Source organism: Chitinophaga rupis, assembly GCF_900109685.1.
Classification (GTDB): Bacteria; Bacteroidota; Bacteroidia; order Chitinophagales; family Chitinophagaceae; genus Chitinophaga; species Chitinophaga rupis.
The window spans coordinates 269688-295548 of the sequence record NZ_FOBB01000011.1 but is presented as its reverse complement, the minus strand read 5'-3'; the positions used below and the strand labels follow the sequence as shown (position 1 = coordinate 295548).

At 49.1% G+C, this 25861-nt stretch carries 21 protein-coding genes; 15 read left to right on the top strand and 6 right to left on the bottom strand.

Annotation, left to right across the window (positions count from 1 at the left end):
• The first annotated feature begins 5 nt into the window (after nucleotides 1–5).
• The 6 genes from BMZ54_RS29865 to bcp all read left to right on the top strand — a co-directional run bounded on the left by BMZ54_RS29865 (nucleotide 6) and on the right by bcp (nucleotide 6924).
• Nucleotides 6–995, top strand: a complete 990-nt coding sequence (locus BMZ54_RS29865; protein WP_089920468.1) for a PspA/IM30 family protein — start codon at nucleotides 6–8, stop codon at nucleotides 993–995.
• A gap of 216 nt (nucleotides 996–1211) precedes the next feature.
• Nucleotides 1212–2972 carry an OmpA family protein gene (locus BMZ54_RS29860; RefSeq protein ID WP_162277705.1) on the top strand — a complete coding sequence of 587 codons (1761 nt, stop codon included), beginning with the start codon at nucleotides 1212–1214 and terminating at the stop codon, nucleotides 2970–2972.
• Between the two features lie 82 nt (nucleotides 2973–3054).
• A complete protein-coding gene (locus BMZ54_RS29855; RefSeq protein ID WP_089920464.1) occupies nucleotides 3055–3840 on the top strand; it encodes an ABC transporter permease in 786 nt (261 codons plus the stop codon).
• Entirely contained in the window at nucleotides 3840–4643 is an 804-nt protein-coding gene (locus tag BMZ54_RS29850; protein WP_089920462.1) for an ABC transporter ATP-binding protein, read from the top strand. The genes BMZ54_RS29855 and BMZ54_RS29850 overlap by 1 nt, the downstream gene beginning before the upstream one ends.
• A gap of 94 nt (nucleotides 4644–4737) precedes the next feature.
• A complete protein-coding gene (locus BMZ54_RS29845) occupies nucleotides 4738–6435 on the top strand; it encodes a peptidoglycan DD-metalloendopeptidase family protein (protein ID WP_089920460.1) in 1698 nt (565 codons plus the stop codon).
• A 15-nt stretch (nucleotides 6436–6450) separates the two neighbouring features.
• Nucleotides 6451–6924 carry a thioredoxin-dependent thiol peroxidase gene (gene bcp, locus BMZ54_RS29840; protein ID WP_089920458.1) on the top strand — a complete coding sequence of 158 codons (474 nt, stop codon included), beginning with the start codon at nucleotides 6451–6453 and terminating at the stop codon, nucleotides 6922–6924.
• A gap of 112 nt (nucleotides 6925–7036) precedes the next feature.
• On the opposite strand, the gene BMZ54_RS29835 is transcribed toward bcp, so the two are convergent.
• The gene (locus tag BMZ54_RS29835; protein ID WP_089920456.1) at nucleotides 7037–8587 is read right to left on the bottom strand and encodes an SUMF1/EgtB/PvdO family nonheme iron enzyme; all 1551 of its coding nucleotides are present in this window, start codon (nucleotides 8585–8587) and stop codon (nucleotides 7037–7039) included.
• 203 nt (nucleotides 8588–8790) lie between these two features.
• Between BMZ54_RS29835 and porU the strand changes: the two genes are divergently transcribed.
• The 7 genes from porU to BMZ54_RS29800 all read left to right on the top strand — a co-directional run bounded on the left by porU (nucleotide 8791) and on the right by BMZ54_RS29800 (nucleotide 18856).
• On the top strand, nucleotides 8791–12195 hold the full coding sequence (porU, locus tag BMZ54_RS29830) for a type IX secretion system sortase PorU (protein ID WP_089920454.1): 3405 nt from the start codon (nucleotides 8791–8793) through the stop codon (nucleotides 12193–12195).
• A 107-nt stretch (nucleotides 12196–12302) separates the two neighbouring features.
• Complete coding sequence (gene porV, locus BMZ54_RS29825) at nucleotides 12303–13481, top strand: type IX secretion system outer membrane channel protein PorV (RefSeq protein WP_089920527.1); 1179 nt, start codon at nucleotides 12303–12305, stop codon at nucleotides 13479–13481.
• 9 nt (nucleotides 13482–13490) lie between these two features.
• Complete coding sequence (gene ispF, locus BMZ54_RS29820; protein WP_089920452.1) at nucleotides 13491–13976, top strand: 2-C-methyl-D-erythritol 2,4-cyclodiphosphate synthase; 486 nt, start codon at nucleotides 13491–13493, stop codon at nucleotides 13974–13976.
• Between the two features lie 265 nt (nucleotides 13977–14241).
• A complete protein-coding gene (gene dut / locus BMZ54_RS29815) occupies nucleotides 14242–14685 on the top strand; it encodes a dUTP diphosphatase (RefSeq protein WP_089920450.1) in 444 nt (147 codons plus the stop codon).
• 3 nt (nucleotides 14686–14688) lie between these two features.
• A complete protein-coding gene (locus tag BMZ54_RS29810; RefSeq protein WP_089920449.1) occupies nucleotides 14689–16428 on the top strand; it encodes a tetratricopeptide repeat protein in 1740 nt (579 codons plus the stop codon).
• A 102-nt stretch (nucleotides 16429–16530) separates the two neighbouring features.
• Nucleotides 16531–17346: a lipoprotein insertase outer membrane protein LolB1 gene (locus BMZ54_RS29805; protein ID WP_089920447.1), complete on the top strand. Its 816-nt coding sequence runs from the start codon at nucleotides 16531–16533 to the stop codon at nucleotides 17344–17346.
• A gap of 82 nt (nucleotides 17347–17428) precedes the next feature.
• Entirely contained in the window at nucleotides 17429–18856 is a 1428-nt protein-coding gene (locus BMZ54_RS29800) for a murein hydrolase activator EnvC family protein (protein ID WP_089920445.1), read from the top strand.
• Between the two features lie 93 nt (nucleotides 18857–18949).
• On the opposite strand, the gene bshA is transcribed toward BMZ54_RS29800, so the two are convergent.
• Nucleotides 18950–20095, bottom strand: coding sequence for an N-acetyl-alpha-D-glucosaminyl L-malate synthase BshA (gene bshA, locus BMZ54_RS29795; RefSeq protein ID WP_089920443.1), 1146 nt, complete (start codon nucleotides 20093–20095; stop codon nucleotides 18950–18952).
• 273 nt (nucleotides 20096–20368) lie between these two features.
• Between bshA and BMZ54_RS29790 the strand changes: the two genes are divergently transcribed.
• Nucleotides 20369–21751: a M20/M25/M40 family metallo-hydrolase gene (locus tag BMZ54_RS29790; RefSeq protein WP_089920441.1), complete on the top strand. Its 1383-nt coding sequence runs from the start codon at nucleotides 20369–20371 to the stop codon at nucleotides 21749–21751.
• Between the two features lie 67 nt (nucleotides 21752–21818).
• A complete protein-coding gene (locus BMZ54_RS29785; RefSeq protein ID WP_089920439.1) occupies nucleotides 21819–22211 on the top strand; it encodes a hypothetical protein in 393 nt (130 codons plus the stop codon).
• A gap of 102 nt (nucleotides 22212–22313) precedes the next feature.
• Here the strand turns inward: BMZ54_RS29785 and BMZ54_RS29780 are convergent, their stop codons facing one another.
• The 4 genes from BMZ54_RS29780 to upp all read right to left on the bottom strand — a co-directional run bounded on the left by BMZ54_RS29780 (nucleotide 22314) and on the right by upp (nucleotide 25750).
• Nucleotides 22314–23021 (bottom strand): SAM-dependent methyltransferase, encoded by a 708-nt coding sequence (locus tag BMZ54_RS29780; RefSeq protein ID WP_089920437.1) that lies wholly within the window; start codon nucleotides 23019–23021, stop codon nucleotides 22314–22316.
• Complete coding sequence (locus BMZ54_RS29775) at nucleotides 23021–23785, bottom strand: EI24 domain-containing protein (protein WP_089920435.1); 765 nt, start codon at nucleotides 23783–23785, stop codon at nucleotides 23021–23023. The genes BMZ54_RS29780 and BMZ54_RS29775 overlap by 1 nt, the downstream gene beginning before the upstream one ends.
• Nucleotides 23786–23965: 180 nt before the next feature.
• Nucleotides 23966–24985 carry a PorP/SprF family type IX secretion system membrane protein gene (locus tag BMZ54_RS29770; protein ID WP_143081181.1) on the bottom strand — a complete coding sequence of 340 codons (1020 nt, stop codon included), beginning with the start codon at nucleotides 24983–24985 and terminating at the stop codon, nucleotides 23966–23968.
• Between the two features lie 111 nt (nucleotides 24986–25096).
• Nucleotides 25097–25750, bottom strand: a complete 654-nt coding sequence (upp, locus tag BMZ54_RS29765; RefSeq protein WP_089920524.1) for a uracil phosphoribosyltransferase — start codon at nucleotides 25748–25750, stop codon at nucleotides 25097–25099.
• Nucleotides 25751–25861 lie beyond the last annotated feature (111 nt).

Here is a 25861-nt window from a genome sequence, read left to right as displayed (position 1 = left end):
AAATTATGGAAACACAGTATTTCCCTGCACCTGCAGGGCAAAAGCTAAAGTCATACTGGAACCGGCCGGGCGGTAAGTTTGGTCTTATCATCGGTTTGGGTTTACTGGTACTGATCGGCTATTATGTAGTGCCCATCCTCACTAAAGTAGTATGGAACACGCTCAACTTTGGTATAGCCCTGGTATCCCTGGGTTTATTCCTGTATGCCGTTACACACCGTAAGCTGCGCTTAAGCCTGTTTTACCTGTATGAATGGCTCATGAAAAAACTGGTAGGCATTGTAATAGAGCTGGATCCCTTCATTATAGCAGAAGACTATGTGCAGGATATGGAAAAACAGCGCGAGAAGCTGTATGAGCAGTCTATTGAAGTAGACGGGCAGAAGGAGAAGATCGACATGAAGATAAAAGAAAAGGAAAAAGAAGCTAACCAGCTGATGGCACGCGCCAAAGCGGCGCAGGATAATAACATGCTGCCGGAGCTGGGCAATGCTACCCGCCAGATAGCGCGTATTAAAGAATACATTCTGCAGCTGGCGCCTATACGTGATAACCTGGCCAGGATAGGCGACTATCTTACCAAGGTGCACAAGAACAGCGGTTACATGATAGAAGATGCGCGCAATGAGCTGGAGCTGAAAAAGGACCTGTATAAATCTGTTACATCCGGTAACAAGGCGCTGACCTCTGCCCTGAAAATATTCAAGGGCGATCCGGAGAAAAAGCTGATGGTAGAGCAGTCTATGGAATTCCTGAAAGAGGATATTGCCACTAAGCTGTCCAGCATGAAAAAAGCCATTAACTACTCAACGGATTTTATGCGCTCCATTGACCTGGATAACGCTACCTATGAGCTGCAGGGCTTACAGATGCTGGAATCCTTTGACCCGGATACTACTTTCCGCCTGGATACACAGAAGTGGACACCGGCGCCGGAAAATCAGCGTGTACCCGGTACCGTTGCTAAGGATAACTATAATGATTTGCTAAGCTAAATGTTGAATGCTTAACGCCGAACGCTTAACGCTGATTGCAGCGGATGGGCGGAAAGCAGAAAGCATAAAGCACAAAGTAGAGATAAGCAGCGTTAGGCGTTTAGCCCTAAGCGTTGAGCATAATAAAAAAATTATAAGCTGAAGCAAAAGGCAGGAAGCGTTAAGCGTTCCGCATTAAGCGTTCAGCGTAACAAACTAAATTATTTAAAGATGTCAATGAAAGTAAAACCTGGTGGTAAAATATTACTGATCCTATTATTACTGGGTGGTATTTATGCAGCAAAAGTATTATGGTGGGATAAACGTCCGCAGGAAGCAAAAGCGGCTACTGATATTGGAAAGGTATCCCTGCCGGATGCACCGGAAGCTTCATTAAGCAAGAACGCAGTAATGATGCCCTTACCCGGGCAGGACGAAGCGCTGAACGGCGGTACTAAAATAGTATGGAAAATTATGGCCTGGAACTCCCAGTTCCCGGTAATGTATGCCAATGGTGGTATTAACACCACCAAGGGTTCCCTGCTGGACAAAGCCAAGCTGCAGCTGACCCTGGAACGCCAGGACGACTGTAACAAGTCTGTTGCCGACATGGTGAAGTTTGCACAGGAGTATAAGAACAACCCGAATGCACCGGGCGTATTCGCTTCTTTCATGGGCGATGGGATGCCTATGTTCTTTGCTGCTTTAAGCAAAGAGCTGGAGCCTCTGGGCCCCGACTACCAGCCTATTGCATTTTATGCCATGGGTAAAAGTTATGGTGAGGATAAGCTGATGGGCCCCTCCGATTGGAAACGCGATCCTAAGAATGCACTGGGTAAAACAGTTGCCTGCGTACTGCGCGACGGTGATATGAATATCCTGCTGAAATGGGCCGGTGATAACGGTTTGCGCGTGAACCCGGATGAAACCTCTTACGATCGTAATGCAGTGAACCTGATTGCCGCCAACGATTTCCTGGATGCCGGTAATAAATACATTGCCGGTTATTCTGAAAGCCGTAAGATGATCGTAGATGGTAAAAAAGTAAGCCGCGATACTACTGTAGGCGTAGATGGTGTTGCAACCTGGACTCCCGGCGATGTGAACGTGGCACAGAAAAAAGGCGGCCTGGTGAACATTGCCTCTACCCGCGAGTATGCATCACAAATGCCGAACATCACCATTACGATTAAAAAGTTTGCATACGATCACCGTACGGATATAGAGAACCTGATCATGGCCCTGTCGCAGGCAGGCGACCAGGTGCGTTCTTTTACAGAAGCCAAAGCCTTTGCTGCAGACGTTTCCGCTAAAGTGTATAACGAGCAGAATGGTGCATACTGGCTGAAGTATTATAACGGTATGGAAGAAAAAGACGCGCAGGGCATTAATGTGAGCCTGGGTGGCTCAATGGCCTTTAACCTGGCAGATGCCGCTAACCTGTTCGGTTTAGGTAAAGATGGACTGGACCGTTACAAGATCGTGTACAACACCTTTGGTGATATCATCATCAAAATGTACCCCGAGCTGATCCCCACTTACCCTGTGTATAATAAAGTGGTCGATAAATCTTTCCTGACCTCCGTAGTGTCTAACCACCCGGAGCTGCTGGAAGGTACGGCTATCAAGGAAACCTACGCACCGGAGATCACCCGCGAGGTATCTTCAAAGTCATACGAGATCCAGTTTGAAACCGGTAGCGCTGTGATCAAACCCGCCTCTTATACTGTGCTGGACGAGATCCTGAAAAGCGCCGTGGTAGCGGAAGGTCTGAAGCTAGGTGTTTATGGCCATACGGATAATGTAGGTAATGATGCCGCTAACCTGAAGTTGTCTGACAGCCGCGCTGAGGCGGTGAAGAGTTACCTGATCAGCAAAGGCCTGTCAGCCGACCGTTTGGAATCTAAAGGTTTTGGCGCTTCCAAACCAATAGAAGATAACGCTACTGCAGAAGGCCGTGCCCGTAACAGGCGCGTGCAGATTGTGCTGGGTAATTAATTAAACGAAGCAGGAGGTAAGACTGCACAGCAAAAGGCTGGTTTTGTATCGCTTACTTCCTGCTTCATCCTAAATAATTGAGATGAAATTCATCAAATCGATCTTTGAGCCGCTGCGTATTATCAGCAAACGTAACATGGTGTTGCTGATGGCCGTGGAAATGGTGCTGGCGCTGATAGCCTGGCAGCTGAGCGGAGGCGGGTTAATACCCACGCCCACCAAGGTGCTGCAGGCATTGGGTACCATTGTAAGCAGCCGTGATTTTGTAGATAACCTGTTTGCCAGCTTATCGCTCACTATTAAGGGAATGGTGATCTCTATTGTGATCGCATTGCTGATCAGCTACCTGGCTATGATCCCGGTCTTTTATCCTGTTGCGCGGTTTGTGGTAAAATGCCGGTACCTCACCCTCACCGGTTTAATATTCCTGTTCACCTTATGGACGCAGAACGGGCACCAGCTGAAAATAAGCCTGCTTATTTTTGGTATTGTACCCTTCTTTGTAACGTCCCTGTTAAGCGTGTTTGAAGGCATTAATGTGCAGGAGTTTGAGCTGTGCACCACCCTGCGTATGAACAGCTGGAAAACCTGGCTGGAAGTAGTGGTACGCGGGCGTTTGGACCAGGTGTTTGAAGTAATGCGGCAGAACTTTGCCATTGCCTGGTTAATGATCACCAGCGTGGAAGGCTTAAGCATGAGCGAAGGCGGCCTGGGCGTAATGCTCATTAAAGCCAACAAGTACGTGCAGCTGGAAACGGTGTTTGGTACCCTGGTCATTATTTTCATACTGGGGGTATTGTTTGATTATGTGCTGGGGCAAATGCGCCACTGGTTATTTCCTTACACCCAACTTCAAACCCGCCGTTAATGAATACTTATACCAAGCATAAAGTACTGCTGAAAGCTGAGGATGTAAACCTGCAGTACGGCGATAAACAAATACTACGGGACATTAATTTCTCCATCCAGGATATTCACCGGGAAGGCGTTGCGCAGGGACAGGTAGTATCCCTTATAGGCCGCAGCGGTATTGGTAAAACACAGCTGTTCAGGATCCTGGCCGGCTTAATTAAGCCTACTTCCGGTGTGGTACATATTGAGGAAGATCAGCACCCCGTGCAGGCCGGTGAAATGGGCATTGTACCGCAGCACTATGTGCTGTTTAATCATCGCACCATTTACCAGAACCTGAAAATAGGGCTGGATAATGCCGCGGTAAAACTCTCTGATGCGGAAAAGCAGCAGATCATAAAAGATTATGCGGACACTTTTGAGCTTACAGAGCACCTGAAAAAGTACCCGGCACAGCTGAGTGGCGGCCAGCGCCAGCGGGTAAGCATTATTCAGCAGGTATTAACCGGCAACAAATTTATTCTGCTGGATGAGCCTTTCTCCGGCCTGGATATACTGATGGTGGATAAGGTGATAAACCTGCTCCTGAAGGTATCTACCCTGCATGAGCAGAACACCCTGGTCATTGTCAGCCATGATATAGAGAATGCCGCCGCTATTTCAGATACCATCTGGATCCTCTCTACCGAAGAAGGTAAGCCCGGCGCTACGATTGTAAAAGAATACGATCTGTGCCAGATGGGCCTGGCCTGGATGCCGGATATACGCTCCAACCCGGCGTTTGTATCCCTGATAAAGGAAGTAAAGTCAAAGCTGTAAAAAGCGTTGCTGAATAGCTTATACCTCCCGAAGCAAAACCTTCGGGGGGTATTTTTTTATACTGCATATTTCCCTGACCCTTACATTTGCACTCATGATCAGGAAATTAATAGGCTTTTGCTGTTTATTCCCCCAACTTTTAAGCGCGCAGTACTTACCCGGAAAAAATTATCCGCAGGGGTATTTCCGTAACCCGCTGAATGTTCCTATTGTGCTGGCCGGCAATTTCGGGGAGCTGCGGCCCAACCACTTTCATTCCGGTATGGATATTAAAACCCAGCAGCGGGAAAACCTGCCGGTACATGCTGCTGCAGACGGGTATGTGAGCCGCATCAGCGTATCGCACGCGGGCTATGGGAATGGATTATACATTACACACCCTAACGGGTACACGACAGTATATGGGCACCTGAACCGCTTTTTCCCGGCCCTGGAGCAGTATGTAAAACAAAAGGCCTATGAGCAGGAAAGCTGGGCCATGGATATACGCATACCGCCTAACATGTTCCCGGTTAAGAAGGGCGACTTTGTAGCCTGGAGCGGTAATACCGGAGGCTCTGCGGGCCCGCACCTGCATTTTGAGATCCGTAATACGCAAACAGAAAAACCACTGAACCCTTTATTGTTCGGCTTTGATGTACCGGATACCCGCGCCCCGGAAGTATACCGCATCGCCGTGTATAATATGGATAAAAGCATTTATGAGCAGCAGCCTTTAATGGTAGGGGTGAAAAAAGTGAACGGGGAATATGTGACCACCACGCCGCTCGTTAAGGTAAGGGCCTCGCAGGCAGGCATTGGCCTGAATGCGCTGGACCGGCAGAGTAATTCCACCAATCCCAATGGCATCTACGAAGTAATGCTGTTTGATAACGATATACCCAATGAAGCCTTTCAACTGGATGATATTGGCTATGAAGAAACCCGTTACCTGAATGCGCATATCGACTATAAGGTGAAAAAAGGCGGTGGACCTTTTATACAGCTGGTATTTTCCCTACCCGGTAATAAGCTGAATATTTATCACGATATAAAGGGTGATGGCACCATTGACCTTTCTGATGGCGCGCCGCATCATATAAAGCTGCTGGTTAAAGATGCCTATGGCAACAGCAGCACTGTGAAATTTGACCTGCAGCAGGCTGGTGAGGCACCGCCAGACCCGCCCTGCGCCAATACCATGTACCCGGAAAGCCGCAATATTTTTGAAAATAACTGGGTAGAGTTCTTTTTGGATGAAGCTGCGCTGTACGACCGTATCTGCTTCCGCTATACGGAAATTCCCAGCATGAACCCTAAAGCCTGGTCCAACATCTACCACCTGCATACGCCGCTGATACCCATTCACAATGAATTTGACCTGCGCCTGAAAGCCAATAAAATGGTGCCGCTGGAGCTGCAGCATAAGATAGTGATGGTACGTAGCGGCATGGGTGAAAGTGTATCCGGCACCACGCTGGAAAATGGCTGGTACAAAGGCCGCTTCCGTGATTTTGGCGATTTTCACCTGGAAGTAGATACCACGGCGCCAAAGATTGCGGTGCTGGGTGCTGTTAAAAATGGCGCTAACCTTGCCAAAGCCGCTAAGCTGGCTTTCAGCATGAACGATAACAGCGGTATTGAAAGCTACCGCGCAGAGCTGGACGGGCACTGGCTGATGCTATCCCGCAAGAGCAACGTGCTTACCTATACTTTTGATGAGCATTGCTCCCCCGGCGCCCATACCTTAAAGCTAACAGTAACGGATATAGCCGGTAATACAGGCACCCATGTACTTACGTTTAACAGGTAGTAAAAACCAACAGCAATGGCAATAGCAACGCATCATTTAAAGGAAGGCGATAAAGCACCGGCATTCAAAGGCGTGGACCAGAACGGCAATACCGTATCCCTGGCCGGTTTAAAAGGCAAAAAGGTGATCCTTTATTTTTACCCGCACGATATGACGCCCACCTGCACCGTGCAGGCCTGCAACCTGCGGGATAATTATGAAACCTTGCTGGCAAAGGGCTACGCCGTAGTAGGCATCAGCATTGACAGTGAAAAGAGCCATCAGAAATTTGCAAAGAAATACGATCTGCCTTTTCCCTTACTGCCGGATGAGGATCTGAAGATCGTACACGCTTACGGTGTATTTGGCGAAAAGAAATTCATGGGCCGCATCTTTGACGGCACGCACCGCACTACTTTCCTGATCAATGAAAAAGGCATAATAGACAAGATCATTAACAAGCCGGTTTCCAAAAATCATACGGAGGAAATACTTCAGTTGTGGAAGTGAGCATAAAGCATAAAGCACAAAGCACAAAGCATAAAGGCCCTGACGAATAAAATACAAAAGCCCGGTATCACTACCGGGCTTTTGCTTTATGCTTTCAGCTTTACGCTTTCTGCTATCTTTTCTGTCTTTGTTTCTTAAACAGCTGACCTGTTTTAAACTTGTTACCTTCCGGGCTACCTACGCGGTCCATTGCGCAACGGAAGCCAACGGTATTGGTAGCCATATCTTCCTGCATATAGCGGCGGGTACCGGGAGACAGCCAGTAGGCACGGTCGTTCCAGCTACCACCTTTTACTACACGGGATTTATCGTTTATCAGAGAGGTTACACCGTAACCGTATTGTACCTGTGATAAGGTATCACCATCCAGGTAGTTGATCACATCACCTTTCTGGTAGTTCAAACGGTTAGCGCTTTCTTCATCGGTTACATCACGCATTTTCAGCGCACCCAGGCTATCTTTTTCCGGCTCATTTTCACCGTTCATGTAGGTAGTCTGGAATTTGTTACCACGGAAGTAGTTGAAGTCATCCCCGTCTATCGGGTTCAGCGGTCTGTAAACGTCCAGTACCCATTCGCTTACGTTACCGGACATGTTATAGATACCAAAGTTGTTCGGGAAGAAAGAGCGGATAGGACCGGGAATGGAAGCACGGTCATTCAGACCACCTGCCATACCCATGTTATCACCGGAACCGCGTTTAAAGTTCGCCAGGAACTGGCCCTGCCAGTTACCACGGCGGATATCCCTTAAACCGCTGGTGTTGGTGCCCCAGGAGTAGATCTGTTTGTTCATGATCAACTCTTCACCACGTTTACCTTCTTTCTTGGAAGGAGAGGGGTTCTGACCTATATAACCCAGTGCGGCGTATTCCCATTCTGCTTCTGTGGGCAGGCGGTAAGCCGGCAGCATAATACCATCTTCAAACTGCGCAGTACGGGGTGAGCCGTCGGCATTCTTGAATTGGTCTTTTACGCTTTTAGACATTTTACCCGGCGTACCTTCGTACAGGCCGGCGGTATATGCTTTAGTATCAAAAGTATTGTCATCAGCCTGGTTGGTGATATCACCCTTGGAAAGCAGGCCTTTATCCATCAGCAGCTTTTCGTTCACACGGTTAGAGCGCCATTTGGCATAATCGGTAGCCTGTTTCCAGGTTACGCCTACCACCGGGTAATCGTTGTAAGCAGGGTGACGGAAGTAGTATTCCACCAGCGGCTCGTTATAAGCCAGCTCGCTACGCCATACCAGGGTATCCGGTAAAGCCTGGCGGTATACCTGCGGGAAGCTTTCGCCATACATACGCTGTAACCAGAACAGGTATTCGCGGTAGTGTACGTTGGATACTTCGGATTCGTCAATGTAGAAGGAGGAAACCGTGATACGACGGGGAATGTTGTTCCAGTCCATCATCACATCCTGTTCGGTAGCGCCCATGGCAAAAGTACCACCCTGCACAAACACCAGGCCCGGACCGGTTTGCTGGTCCTTACTTTTAGCCACACTGAAACCACCCATTTTCTGGTCATTATAGTTCCAGCCGGTTGCGGAGGATTTTTCTTTTTTCTTGCCAAACAGCCCTCCGCCATCCTTATTACAGGCGGTTGTGGCCAGCATTACACTGGTGCCTAAGAGCAAAGACAGAGAGGTTAATCTATGCATGAGATTCAGCTTTTAGTATTGGTTTTATAGGTAAACGCAAATTTAGTATATTTTATTTTATAGTGAAAAAAATTAATTTGTAATGGTTTGGCCCTTAAATTTACTACAAACCGGTTTGTCTGTCAAGGGGTTATTTGCACTTTGTGTCGCCGGTTTATTAAATTTACGGGGCATACGGCCTCCGTATCCATAATAAAACCCTTATGAAGCTGTATTGCCTGCTGCTTTTGCTGTTGTGTAGTGCCTGGTTACCGGCACATGCGCAGCGCACCTATGCTTCCCATTCCGTATTGGCCACCGGTACCTGGTACAAGCTGGCGGTTACCCAACCCGGTATTTATAAGATCCCGGTATCCCAGCTCAATAGCATGGGGATCAATACACAATCGTTGTCTTCCAATAACATACGCATTTTTGGAAGCGGGGGGCAGCTGCTACCGGAAAATAACAGCCTGCCCCGGGCAGACGACCTGCCGGAGCTGGCCCTGGAAGTATCAGACGGGGGCGATGGCCTGCTGAACGGGAACGACTATGTGCTGTTTTATGCCCCCGGCCCGCATGGCTGGGTGTATAACTCTGCCGGCCGCACCTTTACCCACCAGTATAATTTGTATAGTGATACGGCCTGGTATTTCCTGGGTATTGGCGGTAACGGCCGGCGTATTTCTACGGATAATGCCACACCACCCGCACCTACGGTGGATGTTACGGCTTTTGACTACCGTGCTTTTTATGAAAAGGATAGTGTGAACCTGGTAAGCAGCGGCAAACAGTGGTGGGGCCCGGTGTTTAATAATGCACCCGGCGGCACGCTTACCCGCAGTATAGATTTTACCTTACCCGCAGCTGCCGCCCAGGTGCAGGTACGCGCCCGGGCTGCTGCCCGCAGCAGCGGCAGCCGTTTTGATATTACAGTGAACCAGGCCGCCGCCGGCAGCCTGAATTTAAACCCGGTGAGCGGAAATATATTTGAAGCCTTTGCCACCGCTGCCTATGGCGCTTTTAATGTGAATGTGAACAGCGCCCAGCTGCAGGTAGGCCTGCAATACATTGCCGGTAACGGCGACCAGGGCTGGCTGGATTATGTGGAGCTGCAGGCCCGCTGCCCCCTTACCCTGCCGTCCCAGGGCCCGCTCTTTTTCCGGGATGCAGTAAGCACAGGCCCCGGCGCTACCGGGCGCTTTACCCTGAATAATGCAGGCGCCGGCACCGCAATATGGGAGCTTACCAATACCAGCACGCCGGTGGCTATACCGGTGCAGCGCAGCGGCAGCCAGCTGCAGTTTATGCGGGATGCAGCCACCCTGCGGGAATATGTAGCCTTTGACCCTGCCCAAATGCCGCAGCCGGCCTTTGCAGGCACAGTGCCTAACCAGGACCTGCACGGCAGCGCAGCCGCAGATATGCTCATTATTACTACGCCGGCCTTAAAAGCAGCAGCAGACCGCCTGGCAGCTTACCATACCGCCCATGACCAGCTGCAGGTACAGGTAGCCCTGGTGCCGGATATTTATAATGAATTTGCTTCCGGCACACCTGATCCCACGGCTATACGTGATTTTGTGAAAATGTTCTACGATCGTGCAGGAGGTAATGGCAAAGGGCCGCGTTATTTATTGCTGTTTGGCGATGCTTCTTTCGACTACCGCCACCGCATAAACGCCAACACCAACCTGGTGCCCACCTGGGAAAGCGATGCCTCGCTGGATTTTATAAACTCCTACCCATCTGATGATTTCTTTGGTTTCCTGGATGATGCGGATAACATAACGGACATTAATACACGTAACCTGCTGGATATTGCCATTGGCCGCCTGCCTGTGCAAACAGCCGCCCAGGCCCAGCAGGTGGTAGATAAGATAATGGGTTACCATAACCCGGCAAACTTCGGCCCCTGGCGCAATCACCTCACCTTTGTGGCAGATGACGGGGACAATAATCTGCACCTGCAGGATGCAGAGGAAGTAAGCGGTATGGCTGCCCAAACCTGGCGCCAGGGCATTCCGGATAAGATCTACCTGGATGCCTATCCTAAAGTACCATCCGCGGGCGGCAGCCGCTACCCGGCCGTGAACAGCGAAATACAGCGGCAGATGAGCACCGGCAACCTGGTATGGAATTACACCGGCCATGGCAGCTACTCGCGCCTGGCGGAGGAAGTGGTGGTAGATGGCAGCACCATTAAAAACTGGAATAATGCGCAGCACCTGCCGCTGATGATCACTGCTACCTGCGATTTTGCGCCTTTTGACAACCCGGCCTATAACTCCCTGGGTGAGCAGCTGGTGCTGCAGCCAACCGGTGGCGCCATTGCGCTGATGACCACTACGCGGGCCGTATTTGCCTACTCCAACCGGGTTATGAATACCAACTACCTGCAAATGGCCTTTACGCCTTTGGCCAACGGGCATATGCCCAGCCTTGGAGAAGCAGCCATGCTGGGTAAGAACCTTACCTATACCAATTACAGTGATATAGCCAATAACCGCAAGTTCCAGCTGCTGGGCGATCCGGCGTTAACGTTAGCCTTTCCCCGGTACCACGTGGTTACAGACTCCATTAACGGGCAGGATGTTACACAGGTAACAGATACCCTGAAAGCCCTGGGAAAATATGTGGTAAAAGGCCACCTGGAAGATGAGCAGGGCCAGCCTCTGGCCGGCTTTAACGGCCAGCTGGATGTAGCGGTGTATGATAAACCCGTAACCCTGCGTACCCGTGGTAATGATGCGGGCAGCCAGCCGGCAGATTATACCCTGCAGCAGCAGGTGCTGTTCCGCGGCCAGCAAAGCATCCAGAACGGGCAGTTCAGCTTCACCTTTATTGTGCCCAACGATATTGATTATAAACCCGGCGCCGGTAAGATCAGCTATTATGCAGCTAATGAGCAGGCAGATGCTGGAGGGTATTTTGATGGCTACCAGGTGGGCGGTACTGCAGCCAATGCCCCGCAGGATACTACCGGGCCGCAGGTACAGGCTTTTATGGATACCGAATTATTCCGCAACGGCGGTATTACGGGGCCCAACCCGGTGCTGCTGGTAAACCTGTATGACAGCAGCGGTATTAATACTTCCGGTTACGGCATTGGTCATGATATGATAGCGGTGCTGGATACGGCCAGCCAGTATTTTGTGCTGAATGACTTTTATACCGCTGCGCTGAACAATTACCGGGCAGGCGCCATCCGTTTTCCCTTCTATAATTTAACGGAAGGGCCGCATACCCTTACCATTAAGGCATGGGATACATATAATAACTCTACCACGGTTACTTTGCAGTTTGTGGTGGCAGGCGCAGGTACCCTGGAGGTACAGGATGTAGGCAACTATCCTAACCCGTTCACCACAGAAACAAGATTCTTTTTTACACATAATCAGCAGGGACAGGAAATGGATGTTACCTTGCAGGTTTTTACCGTGTCTGGCCAGCTGGTAAAAACGAAGCGGCAAACAATAAATGCAACTGGTAACCGTTATGATGGCATGCTTTGGAATGGTACTGCCGACTCCGGAGCTAAACTACCACCTGGAATTTACTTTTACAGGTTGACTGTCAGCACTAAACTAAAAACTAAAATTTCAGGAGGAAAACTGATCTTATTTTAAAACCTATGCAAAAAAACATTAATTTCAGCATCCCTGGCCTGCCCCATTTTCTTGATTATTATAAATTAGGCATTATTTTTACACCTCGTTCCAAATATAGAAATTACATGATCCGTAAGGTAACATTGAGCCTTGTGTTCGTATACTGCACAGTCATCAGTTTAAAGACCTCAGCCCAGATCGGCACTGGTGATATAGACGGCCGTACTAATACCATTAATACTGCCGTACCGTTCCTACGGATCTCCCCTGACGCAAGGAGCGGCGCTATGGGCGATGTAGGTGTAGCCCTTTCGCCCGACGCTAACTCCAATTACTGGAACCTGTCCAAGCTGCCTTTTGCCACCGCTAATTCATCTGTATCTGTTACGTATACCCCCTGGTTAAAAGAGCTGGTGAACGATGTGTTCCTGGCTAACCTCAGCGGTTATTATAAGCTGAATGACCTGGAGGCTGTAGGCGCTTCACTGCGTTACTTTTCTTTAGGTACCATCAACTTTACAGATATTACCGGTACGCCCACATACGATTACCGTCCGCGTGAGCTGGCTTTTGATGCAGGTTATGCCCGTAAATTATCCGATAACTTTTCCGTAGGCGTAGCCCTCCGCTATATTTACTCCAACCTGGCCAATGGCGATATCAATGGCCGTGTAATACGCCCCGGTAAAGCATTTGCCGGCGATGTATCACTCTTTTACACGAAAGATTATGAGAAGGATGATGGCCGTGTGAACACCTGGAATGTAGGCCTGGCCATTACGAACGTAGGTACTAAAATATCCTACACCCAATCTGCCCAATACAAAGACTTTATTCCCACCAACCTTGGTTTAGGCACTGCCTACACCCTGGGCCTGGATGAATACAATAAAGTAACCTTTGCCCTGGATATTAATAAGCTGCTGGTGCCCACCCCGGACAGCAGCGGCGCTTACCGCGATAAAGGCGTGGTTGAATCCATTTTCACCTCTTTTGGTGATGCGCCGGGCGGCTTCAGCGAAGAGCTGAAGGAGCTGATGTTCTCTTTAGGTGCAGAGTACTGGTATAACAACATGTTTGCCGTACGCGCCGGTTATTATAATGAGAATAAATACAAAGGCAACCGTAAATATTTCACAGCCGGTATAGGCATTAAGTACGATGTATTTGGCCTGAACTTCTCTTACCTGGTACCCTCTGGTACCGGTATTCAACGGAACCCGCTTTCCAACACCCTGCGCTTTACCCTGACCTTTGACCTTACCAGGAATGAGGGGGATAGCGGCAGCGCCAGTAACTGGTAATAACTATTCATGGCTAAGATACGTATAGGACAAGGCATAGATTTTCATCAACTTACAGAAGGGCGCGACTTTTGGCTGGGCGGCGTATTGGTGCCGCACCATAAAGGCGCGTTAGGCCACAGCGATGCAGATGTGCTGCTGCACGCCATTTGTGATGCCATGCTGGGCGCATTAAGCCTGGGGGATATTGGCGTACACTTCCCGGACACGGACAATACCTATAAAAATATTGACAGCAAGATCCTGCTGGCCCGCTGCGCTGAGCTGATTGCAGAAAAAGGCTACCAGGTGGTGAATATAGACAGCACCCTGTGCCTGCAGGCGCCCAAAATAAAACCTTATGTGCCACAAATGCGGGAGGCCATAGCCGGCATTCTGCACCTTACCGTGGACGATGTATCCATTAAAGCTACCACCACGGAAAAGCTGGGCTTTGTAGGCCGGGAAGAAGGGGTGGTGGCGCTGGCCAGCGTGCTGCTGGAAGCGGGCGTTTAATTACGAATTAGTCAATTACAAATTACGAACTGGGCATTTCGGATGGATTGTTGTTCACGGAAATGGCGTGAATTATTTTGAGTATCAGGTAATTAATCATTAATCCTATTATCCCCAGCTAACCTTTAACCAGCTTTTTCCCGGACTACATAATAAACGTACTACTCAATTCGTAATTCGTAATTGACTAATTCGTAATTGTTAAAAATGGTAGTCCATGGACCCTGAACCATCGACTATTGACCATTAATGCTATCTTTGTCAAATGGCTGAAATAATAGTAAAGATCATTAACCGGTCGGCCAATGAGCTACCATCCTATGCCACTGCCGATGCAGCAGGAATGGACCTGCGGGCGCACCTGGAAACAGCAATGACGCTGCAACCGCTGGAAAGGTCGCTGATCCCTACCGGTTTATTTATGGAACTGCCGGAAGGTTATGAGGCACAATTAAGGCCCCGCAGCGGCTTGGCCATTAAACAGGGGCTTACCCTGCTCAATACCCCGGGCACTATTGATGCCGACTACCGGGGCGAGATCAAGGTGATTATCATCAACCTGTCCAACGAACCACAAACCATCGCTCCCGGCGACCGTATTGCGCAAATGGTCATTGCACCCGTAACCCGGGTAACCCTGGCAGCAGTAGAGATATTAACAACAACAGACCGCGGGCATGGTGGTTTCGGTCACACGGGAAAATCCTGAGGAATGCGTGTATTGATTACCGTTATAGGATTAGGATGCGCCCTTACCTGGGGCGCGTGCAGTAGTACAAAACACACGGCTACCGGGAATGTGCGTGCAATAAAAGATCCTACCATTATACAGCAGCGGTCAGACAGTTTGTTCTTTGCCGCACAGCGCTCCAAAATGCTGGGCGACTATAAAACCGCTATCACCCAATTTTCCGATTACCTGCGCCTGAACCGGCAAAATCCAACCGTATTTTACGAGTTGTCACGCCTTTTTATGGAGGTGAACAACCCTTCCTACGCGCTGGGCTTTGCACGCCGGGCAGCAGCCATGGATACTACCAACCGCTGGTTTCAGCTGGCCCTGGCCGATGCGCTGGGTATGAACCAAATGTTTGACAGCGCCGCCGTGGTATACGACCGCCTGAGCCGGCAGTATCCCGAAAGCGAGGATTACCTGTTTAACAAAGCCATGCTGCTAAGCAAAGCCGGTAAAACAGACGAAGCCCTGGCCGTATTTGATAAGCTGGAGGAAAAGACGGGCATAGTAGAGGAGCTGGTGTACCAGAAGCAGCGCCTGCTGCTAAAACAAAGCAAGGTAGAGGAAGCTGCCGCGGAAATACGGAAGCTGATCGACCAGAACCCGGCAGAAGTACGTTACTACCAGCTGCTGGCCGATGTATATGATGCCAACGACCGGGTGCAGGAAGCCACCGGTATTTACGATACTATTCTTACCAAAGATCCCAACAACGCCCGCTCCCTGATAGCCCTGGCCAATTACGCCAAACAGCGCGGGGATAGCACCGTGTACTGGGAATACCTTACCAAAGCATTTGCCAACCCGGATTACAGCATTGATGAAAAAGTAGCGTTCGTATATCCGTACCTGCAAATGATGACGCTGGACAGCTCCAAGCTGAAAGAAGGCCTGCAGCTTACCCGCCTGGTAATACGGGCCCATCCCACAGAGGCCAAGGCATATGCCCTGGAAGCTGACATGTACTCCCAGGCCGATATGCTGGACAGTGCGCTCAACGATTATAACAAAGCCATTAGCCTGGACTCTACCCGCTTTTCTGTGTGGTACCAGCTGATGTGGATCTACTCCCGTAAAGATGAAACCAAGGAGCTGCTGAAAGCCAGCACCGTGGTTACACAACGTTTTCCGGAAGAGTTCATGGGTTTTTACTTTAAAGGCGTAGCTACTTATATGCTGCAGCAGTTCCCGGATGCCATCAGATCCCTGAACAAGGCGCTGACACTGGGCAGCGGCGATAAACGTTTTATGGGTGATGTGTACTCCCTGCTGGGCGATTCCTATCACGCCCTGGGGCAGCACCAGCAGTCGGACAGTAGCTATGAGCGGGCGCTGATACTGCGGCCGGATGATGCCATGGTACTGAACAACTACAGCTACTACCTGTCTATGCGGGGCGAGCAGCTGGAAAAAGCAGCGCAAATGTCGCACCGCTCCCTGGAGCTGCAGCCGGGCAGCGCTACCTATATGGATACCTATGCATGGATCCTGTTCCGCCAGGGTAAATATGAGGATGCAAAGGAGTGGATAGAGAAAGCCCTGCAGGACCCGGAAGCTCAGAAAGATCCAAGTGTGCTGGAGCATTACGGAGATATTTTATTTAACCTGAAAGATGTTGCAAAGGCACTGGAGTACTGGCAGCGGGCTAAGGAGAAGGGCGCTTCTTCCGTAGGGCTGGCCAGGAAAATTGCTGAAAAACGGTATATTGACTTATAGTTAGGCTTAAGGCTTAACGCTTAATGCCGGACGCATAACGCTAAAGGCATAACGCAGAAAGCGTTCAGCGTTTAGCATAAAGCACTCAGCGTAATTGGACTTATGAAGCAAATCATTTTATTAGGCATCACCTGTATAATATTCGTGTCGTGCAGACATACGCGGCAGTTAGCCCGTACCAGCTTCCCGGTATCAGACACCGGTCATGTTAGTGCTACAGACAGCACTGCTTCCGCAGCCAGCATGGAGTTTAACCGTAATCTGCTGGCCGGCATTCACAAAAATCATATTGACTTCCATACATTTTCCGGTAAGCTGAAGGTAGATTTTGAGAGCGATAAGCAAAAGCAGCAGAACATCAGCACCAATATCCGTATGCTGAAGGACAGCATTATCTGGATCTCCGTATCAGCCCCTGTAATTGGAGAAGTAGCCAGGGCCGTTATTACACCTGACAGCCTGAAGGCATATGATAAGTTTAACAAACGCGTGTTCCTGCGCGCGCTGAGTGATGCCAAAGACCTGCTGAACCTTCCTTTTGATTTTACCACCCTGCAGGATCTGATCATTGGCAACCCGCTGTTCCTGACCGATTCTATTTACCAGGTGGTAAAAACCCCTGCCATTATATCTTTCAGCTGTGATACCACCATGTACACCAGCCTGTTTAATGTGTTTGCAGATGATTTTCAGCTGCAGCAAAGTAAGGTAATGGACAAGGACAGCAGCCGTAACCGCTCCTGCGAGCTTACCTATGGCGAGTATAAAGAGGTAGAAGGCCATAAGGTGCCCTTTGTGCGCCGCGTGTTCATTGAGGAAAAGAACGTTACCCGGGTGGCAATGGACTTTTCTAAAATGGAGTTTAACCAGCCACAATCCTTTCCATTTAACATACCTGCATCATATAGCAGGGAATAAGCCTGACTAATATATTGGTTTTTAAGATTTGTAAATTAACTTTAGCCTTCATAGAAATTTTTGCAGACATTCTAAATCGATCATGTTGTATCTGAAGAAGCTTATTCCGTTCATGCTTTTTATATGGTTAGCACCTGCGGTATTACACGCGCAGAGTAATCAGAATCAGCAACCCACACGGGAGGAGCTGGAGCGCCGGAAAAGGGAGCTGCAGAAAGAAATAGATGAAGCCAATGAAGCGCTGAAGGAAACCAAACGCTCTACCCGCGAAAGTATGGGCCAGCTACGGGCCCTGCGTAATAAGATTATGCTGCGCTCCCGCCTAATCAACAATATTAACGAAGAGATCAACTTTATAAACGGGGATATTAACGGCGCTTACCGCGATGTAAAAACTTTGCAGAAAGACCTGGATACCCTGAAGGCGCAGTACGCCCAGCTGGTAGTATATGCGTACAAGAACCGCAGCACGTACGACATGATCAACTTCGTGTTCTCTGCCCAGAATTTTAATGACGCCATCCGCCGTTATGCCTACCTGAAACAATACCGGGAATACCGGCACCGGCAGGCCTCCAACATAGTAGAAACACAGGAGCTGCTGAACCGCAAAATAGAAAGCCTGCAATCACAAAAGGAGAAACGTGCAGATGCGCTGAAGAGCGAGCAGGATGAGCGGCAAACACTGGAAAAGGACCGGAAGGAGCAGGATGAAGTGTTTAACAAGCTGAAAGGCCGTGAAAAAGAGCTGGTAGAAGATATTAATAAACGGAAAAAGGATGCGCAGAACGTGCAGGCCGCCATACGTGCGGTAATACGCCGTGAAATTGAAGAGGAGCGCCGCAAAGCGGAAGCTGAAGAAGTGGCCCGCAAAAAAGCCGTGGAAGAAAAACGCAAACGGGATGAAGCTGCCCGCAAAGCCGCTGCTGCTGCTGCAGCTGCCGCGGCGGCCGCCAACAATAATAACAATAATGTAGCTACCACTCCGCCGCCGGTTAAGGAAACGCCGAAAGCACCGGAACCGGAACGCCCGGCGCCCGCGCCTTCCCGCAGCGCGAATGTGCTGGAAGCTACGCCTGAAGCCCTGGCCCTGTCAGAAAGCTTTGAGAACAATCGTGGCAAGCTCCCCTGGCCGGTAAGCAATGGTAACGTTATTGGCCACTTTGGCCGCCAGCACCATGCAGTAGTGGAAAAGATCGATGTGGAGAATGATGGTATTATCATAGCCACTTCCAAAGGAGCCGCCGTGAAAACCATTTTTGAAGGAGAGGTAAGAAGGGTAATGGTGATACCGGGAAGCGGTTATGTGGTGATGATCCGCCATGGGCAATACTTTACCAACTATGTACGCCTGCAAACCGTAAGTGTAAAAACCGGTGATAAGGTACGTACCGGCCAGATGATAGGCACTGCCAGCACCAACGATATAGAAAACCAGGGTGAAGTGGAACTACAGATCTATAAAGGCGTAGTGAAACAAAATCCTGAGATCTGGATCATGAGAAGGTGAGAAAATAGCTATTAGCCTTTAGCTTTTAGCTTTTAGCCATTAGCTTTTAGCTATTAACTTTTAATATTGGGGTCAACAGCCAACAGCTAATAGCTAAAGGCTAATAGCTAATAATGCTCTTTCCCGCACACGCTCATACAACGCTTCATACTGCGGTACAATATTGTTAATGTGAAAACGCTGCGCCTGTTCCAGGGCTCCTTTGCGAACGGTTGCCAGCAGCGCCTCATTCGATAGCAGGTCAATGGCATGACGGGCCATACCGTCCACATCGCCCACAGGGCTCAGGAAACCGGTAACGCCCTGTATATTTACTTCCGGCAGGCCGCCGGCATCAGAAGAAAGTACCGGCACTTCAGAAGCCATTGCTTCCAGGGCGGCTAAACCAAAACTTTCATATTCAGAGGGGAGTACAAATAAGTCGCTGATAGACATAATATCCTCCAGCTGCTCCTGCTTGCCTACAAAACGTACATCGTCACAAATACCCAGGTCACGACACATGCATTCAATAGTAGGACGGTCGGGGCCGTCGCCTACCAGCAGCAATTTGGAAGGCAGCTGTGCGCGTACCTGCTGGAAGATCTTGATCACATCCGGCACCCGTTTTACTTTACGGAAGTTGGAAACGTGCAGCAGCACCTTTTCGCCGTTAGGTGCAACAGCCTGGCGGAAATGCGGCAGGCTGCGGCGTTTGAAGCGTTCAATATCTACAAAGTTGTAGATCACCTCAATATCTTTCTCTATCTGGAAATACTTATAGGTTTCTTCCCGCAGGTTGTTGGACACTGCGGTAATAGCATCAGATTCGTTAATGGAAAAGGTAACCACCGGTGCATAGGTCTTGTCTTTACCTACCAGTGTAATATCCGTACCGTGCAGGGTGGTGATAAAAGGCACCACGCGGCCCTGCTTGCCCACAATCTGTTTGGCCAGGTAGGCCGTGCTGGCGTGCGGTATGGCGTAATGCACATGCAGCAGGTCCAGCTGGTGGTTCATGATCACATCTACCATCGTGCTGCTGAGCGCTGATTCGTAGGGCGGAAAATCAAACAGGGGATAGGTAGGTACCTGTACTTCGTGATAATATATGTTTGCGTGAAAAGCGTTGAGGCGTACCGGTTGCTGATAGGTGATGAAATGCACCATATGTCCCTTATCTGCCAGGGCCTTGCCCAGCTCCGTTGCCAATACACCACTACCTCCGTAGGTAGGATAACATACTATTCCTATACGCATGGGAATTACAGTTTTTTGAAGAGCTTAAAGCTGAAAGCAAAAAGCGTAAAGCTTTTCACCTTTTACCTTAAGTAACTTTTGTGCCTGATGCTTTGCGCCTTTCGCTCTGAGCTTTCTGCTTTCTGCTTTCTGCTTTCTGCTTTCTGCTTTCTGCTCTGTCGCATTCTGCCCCGCTAAGGTACTTTACAAAATTCATTTGCCCTTTACCGCTTAGCCATTTATTTGTAATAACAGTGCGAATTAGTTAGTTTTAGCGCAAAAATCCGCCTGTTTATGCTACGATTACTGTTGCCAATTACAATGGCTTTTTCCATATCTGTGGCGCATGCCCAAACTTCTCCCGACGATTCTGTGACTTTGCGCAAACTGGCTGATGAAGTGCTGACACATAGCACTGCCTATGCAAATTTAAGGATACTTACCAAAGAGGTAGGCGGCCGCCTTGCCGGCTCCCCGCAAATGCCCAAAGCAGAGCAATGGGGCTATAAAGCGCTGAAAGCTGCCGGTGCAGATACTGTGTATTTCCAGGAGTGTATGGTACCGCATTGGGTACGCGGCGAAAAGGAGGAAGTACGCATTATTTCCAAACGCCGCGATTTTGTGCCCGCCCTGCAGGTGCTGGCCCTGGGTAATTCAGAAGGCAGCGGCGCTGCCGGCGTAACGGCGCCGGTGCTGGAAGTAAGCTCTTTTGACGACCTGGAAGCTAAAAAGAATGATGTGAAAGGGAAGGTGGTTTTTTACAACTACCATTTTAACCCTACGTTCATTAAAACCTTTCATGCCTATGGCGATGCGTTCATGTACCGTGCCACCGGCGCCAGCCGGGCTGCCAAATACGGCGCGCTGGCAGTAATAGTAAGGTCTATGTCGCACGGGGCTAATAATTTCCCGCACACCGGTGCTATGCGTTATAATGATTCCTTTCCCAGGATCCCTGCCGTGGCTATTGGCCTGGAAGATGCCGACCGCTTAAGCGACCGCATAAAGGATGATAAGGACATGAAAATATACCTGCACACCAGCGCTAAATTTTTACCGGATACCATTGGCCATAACGTAATTGCAGAGATCCGCGGTACAGAGCACCCGGAAGAGATCATTACCATTGGCGGCCACCTGGATTCATGGGATGTGAATGAAGGCGCGCATGATGATGGTACCGGCTGCGTGCAGTCCATAGAAATTATCCGCGCATTCAAAGCGCTGGGCATACGGCCTAAACGTACCATCCGCATTGTATTATTTGCGAATGAGGAAAATGGTACGCGTGGCGCCAATAAGTATGCGGAGGTGGCCAAGGCTACTCCTGCCGAACATCATATTTTTGCACTGGAAAGCGATGCCGGCGGCTTTACACCCCGTGGTTTTTCATTTACCATGCCTGCAGAAAAAAAGGCAAAGATCATAAGCTGGAAACCCCTGTTCCTGCCCTATGGCTTATATGATTTTGAAGATGAAGGCGGCGGTACGGATGTAGGCGCATTAAATGAAGCTGTAGGCACGCCAATGGGCGAGCTGGCGCCGGATTCACAGCGGTACTTTGACCTGCACCATGCAACCAATGATGTGTTTGAAGCCGTGAATAAACGGGAAATGGAGCTGGGTGCTTTTGGTATGGCTGGGCTGGTGTATATGATCGATAAATACGGGCTGTAATAAACGATGGAAGAAGTAAGAGGTCAGCCTCTTACTTCTTATCTTCATATACCTCAAATAAAAAGCTATGCGCAGATTTGTACTTCTGATCTTTGGTACCATAGTGCTCATTGTAGCGCTGTTTATTGCCTACCGCTATTACTTTGTATTTGGCCGCGGCGTAAAGGCCGGAGAGCTGAACTTTTTTGTGCAGAAGGGATATATCTTCAAAACCTATGAAGGGCGGCTCATTCAAACGGGCTACCGGTCCAAGCAGCCGGGTTCCCTGCAGTCCAATGAATTTGAATTTTCTGTGGTAGATGAAAAGGTGGCGCAAAAGCTGATGAGCAGCAGTGGTAAGCTGGTAGAGCTGCATTATAAAGAATACCTGGGAGCCATTCCCTGGCGTGGCTTTAGCCCGTTTATAGTAGATAGTATTGTTGCCATCACGAACCAGCAGAATATACAGACCATTCCTTAGCGGACCACAGTCCTCCGTCCGAGGATAGAATGTGCGTGTTGCTGTATGCTTAACGATATAGTTGTAATTACACTCCCCGGACTGCCAACTGCGGACTGCCAACTATTTAGCATGCAATAAAAATATAGCAGGCCGCTTGTGCAGCTCCGGCAGCGCGGCTTTCCACTCCTTCACCGTTTTGGTGTGAATGTACTCCTCCGGCCCGGTAATATCTGCGGCAATACATAACAGCGTTTGGTCCTTACAGTTAGCCAGCAGATCTTTCAGCAGCGGATTATTTCTATAAGGGGTTTCAATAAAGATCTGCGTTTGGTCCTTTTTCAGGGAAAGGGCTTCCAGCTCACGGATGGCTTTAATACGCTCCGGTGGCTTTACCGGCAGGTAACCGGTGAACTGGAAATTCTGCCCGTTCATACCGGACGCCATTAAAGCTAATAAAATGGAATTAGGTCCTACCATGGGTATTACCTGGGCATTGATCTTATGCGCCACCTGTACTACCAGATGCCCGGGATCGGCTATGGCCGGGCATCCTGCCTCACTCATTATACCAATGTCATTACCTTCCAGCAGTAATTTTTTTGCCAGCGCCGTATCCGGCGGATGGTTTTCGTGCATCAGGTGCAGCTGCAGCGCATCAATGTTAATGTTACGGTCCAGCGCTTTCAGGAAGCGGCGGGCCGTACGCTCATTCTCCACAAAAAAGAACCGTAACGGCTGCACGGCGGCAGTAATATATGCAGGAATGGTATGCAATGCCTCCGGGCTCAATACGGTGGGTATCAGGTACACTTTGCCGGGCGTGCTCATTACAACAGGCGTTTATCTTGTAAGTGAATAGTGGCTGCTATTACGGCGTAGGACGGCGCCAGCGCCCAGCCTATAACAGGTATGAACATGAACAGGTAAAATACAATGCCATTGCCCAGGGCCATACCCCGGTGCGCTTTTATGAAGATAATGCTTTGGCGCATGTTCATACGGTGGCGCTCGCAGCTATAATCCATCATGGAAAAACCGTAAAAGTAGGCTTCAATGAAAAAGCCTGCCAGTGGTGTTATCCAGCCCAGTATGGGTATAAAGGAAAGCAGGAATAGCAGCAGCAGGGTAATGGTTTGGAATACCATATTGCGGAATGATATGCGGATGCCGCGCACCATATCTTTCAAAAACTCCTGCCAGCTGAAAGGGAACTCACGGTGCTGTAAAATAGCTTCTGTTTTTTCTGAGAGGTAGGCAAACAGGGGCGAGCCCAGTATGAGGAAAAAATATTTGAAGTAAGCAAAATAAAGGAGCATCAGGATAAGGCGGATGCAGAGCCCCAGAAGAATAAAAACAAAGCTTACCCAGCTGCTTTCCAGGTCCTGGATCCAGGTGCGCAGGGGCAGCAGCCCAAGAAGATACTCCACAAAATCACCTGAATAGCTCCACACAAAATAAATACCGGCTATAAATAACAAACAATAAATGATACCGGGTAACAGTATCCATTTCCAAAGTTTATTGGCGGTGATGAAGTGATGGGCCTTTCCGTAAGATTGTATGGCAGCTATAACTTCTCTGAATGAAAACAAGGTCCGCTTTTTTAGTATGACAGAATAAATAATGCCGTAAATAACTAAAAAATCAACGGAACGAAAATAAAAATATTTCAGCCACCGGCTTTGTGCCGCTGGTAATTAGCTTTTACTCAAAGAATATTTGCATTGCACGCGCTAACCGCTGCCTACCAAATGGTATCAGCAGCAGCCGTACTAGAACTTCGGGCACAAGGTTTTATACTTGCTGTTTTCGCTGGAACGGTGAATATAAATAACAGATATTTCCATACCGCCCCTGTAGTTGGAGGCCGGTTTCAGAGAAGACACGTTCAGGTCATAGGTCAGGCCTACGTTAAAGCCGCCGATCTCTAACCCTACATAGGGGTTAATAGCATCTTTCAGGCGGTACCAGCTACCCAGGTAAAACATAGTTGGGTTATCTTCCGGCACACCGCTCAGGTTAAAGCCGTAGGCTGCACCAAAAGAGGTTTCAGAAGCCGTGCTTTGTTTCATGTACAATGCGCTGGCATGTATGCGGTTATAACCATTTACCGGGAAAGAACCCCCACCGTGTATGGTATAACGGTAGCTTAAACGGTTGTTATCCTGGCTCATGAAAGTTTCAGTAGGCTGGGTAATGTGATAATAGGAAGCGCCCAGGTAAATATTGGAAGCTTCGCCCACCAGGCCATTATATAATATACCTACGTTGGGATCAAAGTAAGATATTTTAGGATTGGTGAGGAATTCGTTGCTGGGCAGCCCAGGGTTGTACCCGTTATTATCTATCTGGTTCTCAAACATCAGCTTACTCTGGTCAATACGTTTTTGCATAAACGCACCCTGTAAACCGATAGCCAGGGTATGGTTTCCTTCCGGATCCAGACCTTTATGATAAGAAGTGCTGATAGCGATATAGTTAGATACCAGCGCGCCGCCGCCGGTTTTATCGTACAGGGCCATAATACCTACGCCCCATACATCTGTATAGGAAATAACATTCTTTAAAATGCTAAAGTCGGCAGAAAGGGTTCCCGTAACATAGGGGGTGGCGATGCTTCTCCACTGTGAACGATAGTTGCCGGCTATACGATAATCGCCGGAAAACAAGCCGGTAAAAGCCGGGTTCAGGGTCATAGGCGAGGCAAAGAACTGCGAAAAATGCGGGTCCTGTGCCTTGCTGGCAGGAATCAAATAGAGAAAGATGGTTAATATTAGTAAAGCCTTTTTCATAAAGGTTAATGCATTATGGTATAGGATAGGATAAAAACAGTTCACTTTTACCAGTCTAAGGTACGAAAAGAGCTTAATATTTCAAATTTAATTCATATAATATAGAACGTTTTACTGCTGCAGTTTGTTACCAAAGGCCAGATCACCGGCATCTCCAAGGCCGGGAACAATGTATCCTTTGGCGGTAAGCTCGTCGTCAATATCCCCTGCCCATATGCTAAGATTGGGACTGGCATGGCGTTGTACGTATTCTATACCAACAGTGCAGGCAATAGCTACTACCAGGTGAATGTGTTTAGGTTTGCCTATATCCTCCAGGTGCTCAATGGTTTTTACCAGGGAAGCCCCGGTAGCCAGCATAGGATCGGAGAGGATAACCACCTGCCCGTCAATAGAGGGGCTGGACACATATTCCAGGCTAATATCAAAAGAACCGTCTGTTTTATGTTTGCGGTAGGCAGATATAAAGGCATGATCGGCTTTATCGTAATAATGCAGTAATCCCTGGTGCAGCGCCAAACCGGCCCGCAAAATGGTGGCCAGCACCGGCTGCTCCTTCAATACCCGGCAGTTGGCAATGCCCAGTGGGGTCTGGATCTCTTTTTCCTCGTACTCCAACGTTTTGCTGATCTCGTAGGCAGCCACTTCGCCCAGGCGTTCCATATTACGACGGAAACGCATGCGGTCTGTTTGGATGTCCATACTTCTGATCTCGCTAAGCCATTCTCCCACCAGCGAATTAGTCTCACTCAGATTAATTATCATTACTAGCCGTTTGGGGGGCAAAATACCAAAAAACACAGGAAAGGCGAAGGGAAAAGGTTTTTTTAACATGAAAAAGCAAATGCAGTGCAGACGGGGAGCCCGGGAAGGCCA